4 protein-coding genes are annotated in these 13,719 nt (G+C 52.4%); 3 read left to right on the forward strand and 1 reads right to left on the reverse strand.

The annotated features are described in order from the left end of the window. Window positions 1-26: 26 nt before the first annotated feature. A complete protein-coding gene (locus L0664_RS00485; RefSeq protein WP_235223660.1) occupies window positions 27-7,331 on the reverse strand; it encodes a hypothetical protein in 7,305 nt (2,434 codons plus the stop codon). Window positions 7,332-7,818: 487 nt separating this feature from the next. On the opposite strand from L0664_RS00485, the gene L0664_RS00490 reads away from it, so the two are divergent. Genes L0664_RS00490 through glgC form a run of 3 tightly spaced genes read left to right on the forward strand, consistent with a single transcriptional unit; the run spans window position 7,819 to window position 13,719 of the window. Further along, entirely contained in the window at window positions 7,819-10,212 is a 2,394-nt protein-coding gene (locus tag L0664_RS00490; RefSeq protein ID WP_235223661.1) for a glycogen/starch/alpha-glucan phosphorylase, read from the forward strand. Window positions 10,213-10,233: 21 nt separating this feature from the next. Next, window positions 10,234-12,426, forward strand: a complete 2,193-nt coding sequence (glgB, locus tag L0664_RS00495) for a 1,4-alpha-glucan branching protein GlgB (protein WP_235223662.1) — start codon at window positions 10,234-10,236, stop codon at window positions 12,424-12,426. Window positions 12,427-12,459: 33 nt separating this feature from the next. Next, window positions 12,460-13,719 carry a glucose-1-phosphate adenylyltransferase gene (gene glgC / locus L0664_RS00500; RefSeq protein ID WP_235223663.1) on the forward strand — a complete coding sequence of 420 codons (1,260 nt, stop codon included), beginning with the start codon at window positions 12,460-12,462 and terminating at the stop codon, window positions 13,717-13,719.

The following is a 13,719-nucleotide window of genomic DNA, read 5'->3' on the forward strand; positions in this document are numbered from 1 at the left end:
TCATCCCTTGCCTCTGTTCACAAATTTCAACTTCCCTGCTTGAACCCGCTCTTTACCATGAGAGCGAGAACTTCACTCAGGTCTGTGGACGCCAAATTCTTGGCATGGGTGAAGTGAATGAAGCGGTCGTTAAAGTCGTCATTCAGGGTGTAAAGATAGGCGATGTTTTCGTAGTAGGCATCACCCATGGCGCAGGTTTCCTGACTGCGGTTCAATTTATTGATCGCCAGTTCGCCAATCGCCTCACGGGTCAGGCTCACCTCGCTGAGGAGGGGGCGCAGGGTCGGGTCTAGCTCCGATCCTTCATTGGAATAATAGGCGTTTTCCAGATCCCCCATCGGCCGGTTTTCGGTCATATCATCATACAAAACGCCAATTTTTTCGGTATGCATATAGAGGAACAGCAACGCGGCCGTGGTCCCAATTGCGTTAGCAGGAAAATGGGTTTCGGAACCGTAGACATCAGCCGTGACCACAAGCTCTCGGGTCAAGCGGCCCAATTCACTGTCCTTTTCACAACCGAAGGCCTTGCGGAAAGCGTCGCGATTGTCGCCGGACATGACCAAGGCATCGCTAAGAATCCTAAGCCCTTGCAGCCTGTTTAGCACCGGAAAACGAGACCGCTCCAATATGGTTTTCAAGCCAGCATAACAATGTTCAACGAGGGCCGCCTTTAACCGCGGCATCGAGCTGCGCTTTAACTCGTCCGTGTCTTTTTGGTCGAGCGCACGCAGAAGAACTTTGTCTGACTTGGTAAACGCCGCATGGTGAGGATCTATGTATCTAAGATCAAATGTGTCCCCCGCGTATCGACATAGAATGTCTTTATAGACCAACAATGCGATCCCAGTATTCACGAGTCCGGTATCATCTTGTAGAAGGGCAAGGATCAATGAACAGGCCTGCGTTATCGGGCGCGGATCATCCCTGAATGCCTGAGCAAGATCATAATCTATTTCTAGCTCTTTTTTGATGGCTTCGATTTGTGCCGTTGTATTGGCGATTTCATACTGAGAGATTTCGATTCGTTTGAGGTAGTGGAAATCTTGTGACTGAAAGCTTGCTGCGCGGATGTCCAATAGTGCATTTTGAGCCAACCTGAGTTTTTCTTCGAGGCTGATCAAATCCTTACTTAGTGTAGTGGTCTTCGACGTATCTTTTGGGTTTCCATGATTGCGCGACATACGTGACGCAGATGGGCGTTCAGAAAACTGAATGCGTTCCATCGCGTCCTTGAGAGAGCTAAATGCTGACAATGCAATGCGGGCTGCCGTGCGTTGGTTCAAAAATAAATCTCGGTCGTCGGTTAGGTCTGCAAAAAATGCGCGATACCCAGGCCATTGGTCAATGTTTAGATTCTTTATGAAGCGGATCTGCCTCGCTTCCCACAACGTGGTGATCATGGCCTCTGCGTGCATTAGGTATTCGTTTGACGCGTTTGTCGATTGTCCGATGCGTTGGGACGCACGGGCAGCTGCTTGGCCAAAGAATGTATAAGCCTCAAGTTGTGCAAAAGGACCGCCCGGAGGTGTGAATTTCACCATCGGTTCGTCGAAATGCACGTTGGGTGCGCCTGCTTTCTTTGGATCCATTTGCATGGATTTCGAGTTCCTCGTGCCAATCCAGCGCGAAATAGGGTTTTTTTCACGTTCAAGGCTATCTAGAAAATTAAAGACAGATTCATCTTCTTCAAAAGCTAACAACTTGGCGACATTGTGCGGATCGATAGGGTTTGTCGAATGGTTCAGAATATCCTCAGTCGTTTTTTGAAGGTCACCAAACCAGTTTCCCCAGATCTGGTCAGTGACTTCAGAAGATGCTCCTTCAGGCAAAATGAAACCCGCCACAAAGCGATCAACATTGTCGTTCAGAAGGCGTCGACGGTATTTTTGGTAGAGCCTTAGTGCCGTAAGTTTGACTGTCGTTGGCTTGGTGCTTGGATGAGGGTTCTCTTCTTTGAGTAGGAAGATTGCCGTCGCGACGCTGGATCGCTTTGCATAAATCGCCTCTGATAAATCCGTCAGAACGTCAGCCACCGTAGAATGGAAGTGGCTCGGTGCGACGCCTGACCTGTCCAAGACCTCAATTCCGTCGTGGTCATCGTCCACGACATGCCAGCTCTTGCCGGAAATCCGGAAGCGATGCGTCAGGAATTTCCGCAACATCCATGCCGCGGCGGCGTAGTGGTAATGTGCTTTGTCTACGTAGCCCGCGCGTCGTGATGTGATGGTGCCGTCAGCTTCAACCGCCTTATTGGAGGCCGGTTTGCCCATGGCTTCTACGTATTTGATGATCTTTTCAATCTTCGTTGTTTTGAACGATTGGCGTCCTTTCATGAAATACAAATCACCGATGCGGTCATGGCATAGGGCGACTTGAACAAAGATGCCCCCGCTTGATGCTGCGATAAACGAGTAGTCCTCAGCGCTGGGCACTGTGACCTGAAGGATCGGTTCGCGTTCATAGATACGTTGCAACCAGTTTTCACCGAACACGACGCTTTGGTCGATATTTTCGGGGTCTTTTTCTTGCACCCACGCCGCCGCAATCCCTGCCTGAAACAGGATCGGGAAATTGTTGACGTCAATATCGCTGATCGTCTGATCAGCCATGAACATCTTGGATTTGTCGTCGGTATTTCGCGCGTTTGACAGCGACCTGAACACCTCGTCACACAGTTGGGTCGTGTGGGTGAACGTGGCGTTGGCGCGCTCAAAGTTCATTTCCTGTTCGTAGGTTTGACCAACCTGAAGCATCAAACGAACCCGCGCAACGATCCAGTGAATCTGCGACAACAACAGCTTTCGTTTGTGATCTTCGTTGTCCGAAATCAGGATATCACCCAGCATTCGCAATTCTGCGTAGCCGTGCGATATGGGTTGAAATGTCTTCGTTTGGACGTCTTGACGAACGGCGCGCGATTGCAGTGTTTCCATTTGCACATTGTCGAGCATGGTGATGGCGCGACGGTAATAATTGCGTGCAATTTCATATTCTTGATCGTATTCGTAAAGTTCACCTAGGCCCGCGATGGTGTCGATGTTTTCACGTTCGCCGGTGTTGATTGTCTGCTGATACAGGCCTTTCAAGGACTGCGATTCATCCAGTGTAAAGTTCAGTGCTGCCATTTCCTCTTTGGAGATCCGCGACAAGTAGTCGATCTCGCGTGCGAAATCGCTGCGGAAACGGAAATTGTAGACACCATTCAAGACGCGATGCAAAAACCGCTCGGAGGACACTTGAACCAGCGCGCCCATGACGGACCGCAGGTCAGGTGCGCGGTGGATGTGGGACAACTCGTCGACACGTTGCAGGTTGGTGCGTGAAAACCCGCGGTTGTGGAACTTCATCAAGAAATCCATGAGATAGAAAATCGACATGGACACTTTATCATCGCGGTCCAACATGCGCGCTTCCATGTGATCAGACAGGTGGCGATACAGCATGTCGATGAATTGCATCCGATAGATCGCACTATCGTTCAGCATGATCATGTCATGCCCTTCCTTCGCCAGATTTCCCCAGCGCACCTTTTGCTGATCTCCGTGCGGATAACGTGGTGCAGCCAGTGCCATAGAACTGGGCAGAACCAGCCCTTGGATCAATTCCTTTAGCTTTTTGGGATTGCCCGCAGATCGGTAGGTTAAGAAGTTGATAAACTGATCAAGCGTTTCTTGTTCGCCTGCCGACATCGCATTTGTCGTGTGTTCCAGATCGGCTCTCCAACGGCCAGCTGTTGCGGAATAGTTTTTGCCGTCAGCAGCAATAACACGCATGCCTGTCATCTGGGACAAACTGGCAAGACGTTGTGGATGGGCCGAGAACGGTATGTTGAACTGCGCATAGGTCGGTTCTTCGGTTGTGATCGATTCAGGGAAGACGTCCGAATTGCGCTGGTTTATCCAAATGTTCAGCCTGTGTTGTGCATTGCGATACATCAGCGTCACAAGCTCTGTGACGCGATCGTTAAACCGCCCGTAGGGATGGCGGCGATCTGCCATTAAGGATGGAAGATAAATCTGACCATTGAAGATCGAATTCAAAATGGGGGCACGTTGGGCCTGATCCGCAAGCCATTCGTCGTGATACAAACGCCCGCCAATAAAGATGAACCGCGCAGAGTTACCCGAAATGAGCCGCTTCATGTCCGACAAAAGCTGATGAAGCTGGAGCGACCGCGCACGTTCGCGGTTGTTTTCTTCCATCTGCGTTTGGCCGGCTGCATCCTTTGATAGCTCTGCGTCAACAATGCCCGATAGTTTGTCCATTTCATCGAAGATGAACGTAATTTCTGGGCGGATTTCAAACACGTTGGGCAGGCCACTGCGTGCGCTTTGTTGGTTGGGACGCAGTTTATACAAAAGTTCGATGAGGCGTTGTTCGACCACACGTGGATCGCTGGCGGTTTCGACCATGCGTTCGGGGCGGCGGAACGGCAAAACCCATGCCAACCAGCCCTGTGGTTCCTTGTCGCCCGAACGCAGCGTTTCGCGACCATTGATCAACAAGATCAGCTCATTGATGCTGTCGAGGTTGGATTGGTACGGCAAAACCGCAAGCCGACGGTTGATTGTAAAGAACATCCAAAACCCGAGAAAATACAAAAGCAGGTGATAGACGCGCAAGGTCGGCGGGCCACCGACATCTGGCCCGAATGGCGAATAAGCATCATACCAGACCTGAGATTGGCGAAACGTATTGAGAGAAAGGCCACTGTAGTTACTGGTCGGCGTTTCAAAATTGATCCGTGGAAGGCCGTAGTTCTGATCCAGAATATAATGGACGAGTTCAGAGTCCCTAACGAGCGAGATGGACTCAGCGTTTGTGCCAGCGGACCTTGTGGCATTCGCGGACGTTCCAAGAAAATTTTCAGCCAAACCAAAACTGCGTGCAATGAGGTCTACCGCTCCGGACCGGACATCAGATGCAGAGCGCAAATTTAGCGCGACATCATTCGATGCCGCCATGAAATGGTCGTGCAAGTGTTGTGCCGGAGGATCAAGTTTCCAGTTCGTCTCAACGGGAGGCGACGGAGGTGAAACAGCCCAAATCTCAAACGTCCGTTGAGCAGGCAAGAGCCCCCAGATGTCGCCTGTATAATTAGGTGACGCGGTAGGTAAACAGGCCGACCAATCAAAATAAGTAAGTGGCTTTTCTGCTGCTTTGGCCGCGTCAAAGTCTGGGCTGGATGCACATCGGGCAAGTGCCGCGGCGCCGCTCAGCGGGACACGGGTTTCGTCCAATCGGTCGAACTGCTTTCCAAGCGGGACAATGTTGGACGAAAAATCGGTATGGATTTGCAAGACCGGCGAATACAAAAGTTCCATAATCGCGTTGTTAAATGGCAATGCGCAGATCGTGCTTTTGACGTTTGGCGCAACGTCTGGGTAGACCTCAAAGAAGCCGCAGTAGTTTGTTTCGCCAAAGATCGGGCGAATGCCTGCCTCAGCGGTTTCAAAGCGGTATTTGTACCCTTCTGGGCGGTCTATCGCAGAAATATGACCGACGTGAAAAATCGACTTTGACACAACACTGGTAAACAGGACGGTGACGGCAACCAGCAAAAACGCGTTGAGGATTCCGACCGCCCCGCGCAGCGATAAAAATTGCGATTGATACAATCCGCGCAGACGACGCAGCATTGCTTCAATAATTCTCGAATGTTCGAGGTTGTCAAAACCAAGGTTGATCCAAACGGGCAACACAGGGTGGCGCACGGAATATACAAGGTGCGGAAGCGTGGCCATTTCAAGTTGGCGAAATACAAACCGCCGCCGCGCCGACAGCCGCGACGTAACGAATGCATCCCTGTCGTCCAACGGCAAGACGGCCGTCATGGGATGTGCGGACGCACCCGATTTTGCGTTGATGAAAGGTGGGCGGGGTATCGCAATGCCCGGTTCTTGAAGCAGAGCATTGCCAAAATCTTTGGGTGCCTTCTGTGCATCGGGTTCATACCATGCGTCGGGCATCGTCGGATGTTTATTGGATCGCCCCAAAAGCGTTATCGCAGAATCCTGACGATGTGATCTTAGATCACGGCAGATAAAGGCATACTCGGTCGCATAGATGACAATTACCAACGCGATCAGGATGAACACCGTCAAATAAGACGCATGAGAGCTCGCGATTGGGGGCAGCATCTGGAACAGATGGCCAGACACCCCGGGAAAAGACAGATAGAACCACCCCAAAATGACCCGCAAAGCTGGAAGAATTCCCACGAACGTCAAAAGTACAAAGAAGCCACCCTTGAACACCAGGATGGTTTTGACCGGACCCATAGGCAGCGCGTAGGACCGATCCATCGGATCATCGTCCGCTTTCGGCGCGGTTGTGAAAAACAAGTAGAACACCGCAAGAAGAACAGCAAAAATAAGCAATGGTGAAATTTGAACTGTAGCGAGTAGGCGATCGGCCTGATCCGCTTTGTCAAACGGACCCCATAAATTCAGGGAAGATTGATCGTTCTCAATGTTGAGAAAAATGACTGACGCGAGCAAAATAGTAGCAATGGTTATTCCGATACCACGGCACAACTTGCCGAATTTCAGATCACCCAATGACGGTTTGAAGGCCCAAACACTTACCAGACAGGCTGCAAAAATCAGGGCCAGATCGGACAGGTCTGCACCGTTTTCATCATTTGGAAGATTGAGCAGATTAAGAACAGCCAAAACCAACGATAGAATAATCGCAAAAACGGTCATCGCCCCGACGCCGCGATATTTGACCCGCCTCGTAGCGGCAACCGAATGAATAATCTGGGCCATCGCTGCTAGCGGAATGATAAACCAAAGCATTGAATAGACGATTGTATCAAGTCGGAAGGTCAGCCCGTTCACGGTGGCCGCGATCCAAAGAAATGTTGGTGTTAAAATCAGACCAAGACTTAAGAAGTACGCCCCAAGTTTCGGCGTTCGTCGATTGCACAGTTCGCTTATGGCCCGCGGTGTTCTGAGCGCGAAAAACAGCGGTAACAGCATGAAAATGCTGCCGAAAAGAAACGGAAATATCCACCAAACGACTGCGGCAGACGCGAAACCGCCAACGCCAACGTCTGCGCCGATCCCCATTGCAAGAATTGCCTCAAAGACGTTTTGCGCACCAAGTTCCAAAGCCTGTGTCAGTAAAACATAGGTGGAAACGACAATGGCGCAAAACCCCAAGAACAGCACAACGGAATATGCAGCGGAGTTTTGGCTGATGCGGATTGACCGCTGGAATGCCATTTTACGGTATTCTTCGAGGCAGTAATGAACGAATGACGTTTTGCCTGCACCGCGTTGCCCGGAAACCAAGAATGCACCAAAGCTTTCTTGATGGGTCAACAGTTCAATGAAACTTGCCCGTTCTTTTTGCCGTCCGACGTAAACTTGATTGAATGGTGGTTTGCCCCGACCAGAAAGTGAGAACTTTCCAAACGGAATGAACCTGTAAAGGTTTCTAATTTCACGCAACTTAATTTCCCCAACCCTACTAATCAAATCGAAACACGCAGAAGCGATTCTAACAAGCTTTACGTGTACGCAGGCCTTCATAACGCCGAGAATTCTATTCTCGATCATGAATTACCGGATCGTTTTATTGGTTCATGACCGTCGAGGAAGTGCGGGCAGTTTGTAAATTTCGCGCCCTTTCCTTTAAGTGCATTACTGCTGTTTTGGGGGAAAGAGCCGTGTGCCGACGCAGACCAAAGTGCCCGTGATATTATCCGTTGTGCGGATGCAGCATTGGCAGTATGTGTTAGCGCTATCTCAGCGTGTGAAAGACCTTAAACACATGCCAAATGGTCCTTGACCTGAATGGAACGGAACAATGACGGTACACGACAAAATTGCGCTTACGGCTGATGATTTGCAGGGCGATATCTCGCGGCATTTAAAATTGTCGATCGGCAAAGACGCGAGCCATGCCAGCCTGCACGATTGGCGGATGGCTTTGTCATTGGCGCTGCGTGACCGCGTGGTTGAACCGTGGTTCGCATCAACCCGTAAAACCTATGATGGAAAGCACAAGCGCGTCTATTACCTGTCGATGGAATTCCTGATTGGCCGTCTAATTGAGGACGTGACGATCAACCTGCAAGTGGAAGACATGGCCGTTGAGGCGATGAAAGCGCTGGGGCAAGACTATTACGAAGTGGTCAAAGAAGAACCTGATGCGGCACTGGGTAATGGCGGCCTTGGCCGTTTGGCGGCATGTTTTATGGACAGCCTCGCGACGCTCGCGATTCCGGCCTATGGCTACGGCATCCGCTACGAACATGGGTTGTTCGAACAACATTTTGAGAATGGTCAGCAGACCGAAACCGCCGAAGGGTGGCTTGCCCAATCGCACGTTTGGGAATTTGAACGCCCCGAAGTCGCCTACAAAATCCATTTTGGCGGCTACGTGAGCGAAGAGAACGGCAAGGCCAACTGGAACCCGTCTGAAACGGTTTTAGCGTCTGCTTATGATACACCGGTTGTCGGTTGGCAGGCCAAATGGGCGAATACATTGCGCCTGTGGGCCGCTAAGCCGATCAAATTGTTTGACCTCGAAAGTTTCAATCGCGGCGATTATGTCGGCGCGAATGCGCCCGAACGTTTGGCACGTACGATTTCCCGGGTCTTGTATCCGGACGACACAACGACCGAGGGCAAGGAACTCCGCCTGAAGCAGGAATACTTTTTCACGTCTGCATCGATCAAAGACCTGCTGCGTCGCCATGATTACGAAGGCTATGACATCCGTGATTTGCATGATCACGTTGCAATCCAATTGAATGACACACACCCCGCAATTGCCGGGCCGGAATTAATCCGTCTTTTGGTCGACAAGCATGATTTCAGCTTTGATGAAGCCATTGATATGGCCCGCAAGTGCCTTGGATACACCAACCACACGTTGCTGCCCGAAGCCCTTGAAAAGTGGCCTGCGGATTTGTTTGCGCGGATTTTGCCGCGCCACTATCGCATTATCGAAATCATCCAGGATCGCCACATTGCGGCCACCGGGTCTGACATTCGTATTATCGAACATGGCAACGTCAAAATGGGTGAACTGGCGTTCATCATGGCGCACAGCGTCAACGGTGTATCGGCCCTCCATTCCGATCTGGTAAAGGAAACCGTGTTCCACGACCTGAACGCGGCCTACCCGAACCGGATTTTGAACCAGACAAACGGTATCACGCCGCGCCGCTGGCTGTATTCCTGTAACCCGGCGCTTCGCGGTTTGATCACCGACACGATCGGTACCGGCTGGGAGTCTGATCTGGAACGTTTGACCGACCTGAACGCCCATCTTGATGATGCATCGTTCCAAGAGGCCTACCGCGCAGCTAAGTCGACAAACAAGGATCGTTTGGCGGCATGGTTGCAAGAACGCAGCGACGTGACCTTGGATACGTCTGCCATGTTCGACATCCAGATCAAACGCATCCATGAATACAAGCGCCAGCACCTGAACATTCTGGAAACCATCGCATTGTGGAACGACATCCGTGACAATCCGAATGGCAACTGGACGCCGCGCGTTAAGATTTTTGGCGGTAAGGCCGCACCTGGATATGCTCTCGCGAAATCGATCATTCGATTGATCAACGATGTTGCTGCGACGATCAACAATGATCCGATCACACGCGAATTCCTGCAGGTGGTTTATCCTGAAAACTACAACGTCTCGATGGCGGAAATCCTGATTCCGGCGTCTGACCTGTCCGAACAAATTTCGACCGCAGGCAAAGAGGCGTCTGGCACAGGCAACATGAAGCTGTCCCTTAATGGCAGCCCGACCATCGGCACGTTGGACGGTGCAAATGTAGAAATTCGTGAACATGTAGGCGCGGAAAACTTCTTCTTGTTTGGACTGACAGCGGCGGAAGCCACAGAAAAACGCAAGGATCACGGCTATTCACGCCGCGCGATTGAAAGCTCACCCAAGTTGTCCCGCGTGCTTGGTCAAATCGCGGGCGGTGTGTTTTCGAATGGCGATCACCATCGGTATTCGGACATTTTGCACAATTTGTACGAGCACGATTATTTCTTGGTCAGCTGCGATTTCGACAATTACTTTGCCAAGCAGCGCGAAGTTGATGCAGTGTATCAAGACGTTACGCGCTGGACCCGGATGGCAGCGGCCAACACCGCAGGCATGGGGTGGTTCTCATCGGACCGTACAATCCGCGGATATGCGGATGACATCTGGGGTGCGAAGTCGGTTGAATAACCGGCGCAGTTAGGGGGCGACATGATCAACGACCACGACGCACAAGCCATTTCTGCCGGTACGCATGGGGATTTGTTTTCTGCTCTCGGCCAGCATGTTGTGGACGGTAAAGTCACCCTGCGCGCATTCCACCCGGAAGCCGATGAAATTGATGTTTTGGATGCAAAGACTGGCAAAAAGGTTCTTTCGCTGACAACGCAGGGGCACGGTGTTTTCACAGGCACGGCCGCACGGCGCAAAAAGGCGTTTGCCTATCGTCTTCAGATCACGAAGGGCGAACATGTTTGGGAAATTGATGATCCCTACAGTTTTGGGCCTGTGCTGGGTGAACTTGACGAACACCTGATTTCCGAGGGCGCGCACCTCGATCTTTGGAGAGTTCTGGGCGCCCATGTGATGACCCATGACGGCGTTGATGGAACCCACTTTGCGGTCTGGGCGCCGAACGCCCGCCGCGTGTCAGTTGTCGGCAATTTCAACGGCTGGGACGGGCGGCGCAACCCGATGCGTAAGCGCGGTGCGACGGGCGTTTGGGAAATTTTCATGCCGGGCCTTGGCGATGGCGAACCGTATAAGTACGAACTTCTCGATGGGCACGGCAACGTCCTGCCACAAAAGGCCGACCCGTTCGGCTTTGGCTCGGAACATCCGCCCAAAACCGCGTCCGTGGTCCGTAAACTGGACGGCCATAAATGGACCGACAAAACATGGATGACCAAGCGCGAGGCATTGCATCGCATTGATCAACCGATTTCTGTGTACGAAGTGCATCTAGGGTCATGGCGGCGCGTCCCGGAGGACGGCAATCGCCCGTTGTCCTACATGGAACACGCGGACCAATTGGTCAGCTATGCTAAAGACCTTGGTTTCACGCATATCGAACTTATGCCGGTGTCGGAATTCCCATTTGACGGATCATGGGGCTATCAACCTGTCGGTCTTTACGCCCCCACAATCCGCCACGGCACCCTCGAAGAATTCCGCGCCTTTGTCGAAGCCTGTCATAAGGCTGACATCGGCCTGATCCTCGATTGGGTGCCGGGTCATTTCCCCGAAGATGCGCACGGTTTGGGTAAATTCGATGGCACGCCTCTTTATGAACACGCTGATCGCAAAGAGGGGTTCCATCCTGATTGGAACACGCTGGTCTTCAACTATGGCCGCGCTGAGGTGTCCAATTACATCGTTGCCAACGCGTTGTATTGGTTGAAAGAACACCACATCGACGGGCTTCGCGTCGATGCCGTCGCGTCAATGCTGTACCGCGATTATTCGCGTAAAGACGGCGAATGGATTCCGAATAAAGACGGCGGGCGCGAAAACCTGGAAGCAATCGATGTTCTGCGTCGCACCAACACCGTCGCGTATGGCGAAGTGCCGGGCATCATGACCATCGCCGAAGAATCCACCGCGTTTCCGGGCGTCAGCGCCCCTGTTGATCACAGCGGCCTTGGTTTCGGGTTCAAATGGAATATGGGCTGGATGAACGACACGCTGTCGTACATGCAAGAAGACCCGATCCACCGCAAATACCACCACCACAAGATGACGTTCGGCTTGCACTACGCGTTTAGCGAAAACTTTGTTCTGCCGATCAGCCACGACGAAGTCGTGCATGGCAAAGGGTCCATGATCGAAAAAATGCCGGGGCAGGGCGACGACCAGTTTGCCAACCTGCGCGCTTACTACGGATTCATGTGGGGCCACCCGGGCAAGAAGCTGTTGTTCATGGGCTGTGAATTCGCCCAAGGCGCGGAATGGAACCATGACAGCAGCCTCGATTGGCATTTGCTGGATCACCCGCAGCACCAAGGCATGCAAAATCTTGTGCGCGATCTTAATGCGTTGCATCGCGATCTTCCCGCCCTTCACCAGCTTGATTGCAAGCCCGAAGGTTTTGAGTGGCTCGAGGAAGGTGCGGCGGATGAATCCATCTTCGCGTGGGTGCGCCGTGGTACCAATGGCACAGCCCCTGTGTTGGTTGTGTGTAACTTTACACCAATTGAACGCCACGCGCGCCGGATCGGTGTGCCGCAGGCGGGAAAATGGATTGAGCGTTTGAATTCAGATGCTGCGATTTATGCAGGGGGCGACCGTGGCAATATGGGATCGGTCCAGAGTGAACAGATTGCTGCGTCTGGGAGGGCGCATTCTGTTTCACTCACGATCCCGCCGCTGTCGACTTTATTTTTCGAACTGGATGCAGAAAGCTAAGGCGGAAAAACAAATACTAAGGGAGGACGACCGATGGACAGAGAATCTACAAGGCTCGCGCAGCAAACCATGGCATTTGTGCTTGCAGGGGGGCGCGGCAGCCGATTGTTTGAACTGACAGACATCCGGGCCAAACCGGCGATGTATTTTGGCGGCAAAAGCCGCATCATCGATTTTGCCCTGTCCAACGCTGTGAACTCCGGCATCCGGCGCATAGGTGTGGCGACGCAATATAAGGCACATTCGCTGATCCGCCACCTACAGCGCGGCTGGAGCTTTATGCGTGCGGAGCGCAACGAATCCTTAGACATCCTGCCCGCGTCCCAGCAGATGGGAAATGAAAACTGGTACAAAGGCACCGCAGATGCCGTGGCCCAGAACATCGACATCATTCGCGGCTACGGGCCCAAATATATCATCATCCTTGCGGGTGATCACATCTACAAACAAGACTATTCGCTGATGGTGAAGCACCACGTCGAAAGCGGCGCGGACGTGACAGTCGGCTGCATCGAAGTGCCCCGTATGGAAGCCACAGGTTTCGGTGTGATGAAGTGCGACGAGAACGACAAGATCCTCGACTTCGTGGAAAAGCCCGCCGATCCGCCCCCGATGCCGGGCCATCCGGAAATGGCGCTCGCCAGCATGGGTATTTACGTCTTTGAAACCGAAAAGCTTTGCGAGATGCTGAAGGCGGCTGAGGCGAAGGACGGTTATGGCCATGATTTCGGCGGCGATATCATCCCCGACATCGTGAAAAACGGCAAAGCGATCGCGCACCCGTTCAGCCGGTCTTGCGTGCGCTCGGGCCTTGAAGAAAAACCATACTGGCGCGACGTGGGTACGGTTGACGCATTCTGGCAAGCCAACGTCGATCTGACTGATTTCAAACCAGAGCTTGATCTATACGACAACACATGGCCGATCTGGACATATTCCGAACTTACCGCGCCTGCGAAATTCATCCACAACGAAAAAGGCCGCCGTGGCCATGCTGTGTCCTCTATGGTGTCGGGCGGCTGCATTGTGTCTGGTTCCACGCTTGATCGGTGTTTCTTGTTCACGGGGGTGCGCACGCATTCGTATTCGCAGCTCGAAGGGGTGGTCGCGATGCCTTATGCGGAAATCCACCGCAGTGCGCGTTTGACGAATGTAGTGTTGGATCGCGGTGTGGTCATTCCCGAAGGGCTTGTCGTGGGCGAAAACGCCAAAGATGATGCCGCACGGTTCCGGCGCACGGACAATGGTATTTGTCTGATCACGCAATCCATGATCGATAAATTGGACAGCTGA

The sequence above is a fragment of the Octadecabacter dasysiphoniae genome (assembly GCF_021532615.1).
Classification (GTDB): domain Bacteria; phylum Pseudomonadota; class Alphaproteobacteria; order Rhodobacterales; family Rhodobacteraceae; genus Octadecabacter; species Octadecabacter dasysiphoniae.

Excerpts from the sequence above, each read along its gene's own strand:
- glgB (WP_235223662.1), top strand. The coding sequence starts at position 10,234 with ATGATCAACGACCACGACGCACAAGCCATTTCTGCCGGTACGCATGGG.
- L0664_RS00490 (WP_235223661.1), top strand. The coding sequence starts at position 7,819 with ATGACGGTACACGACAAAATTGCGCTTACGGCTGATGATTTGCAGGGC.
- glgC (WP_235223663.1), top strand. The coding sequence starts at position 12,460 with ATGGACAGAGAATCTACAAGGCTCGCGCAGCAAACCATGGCATTTGTG.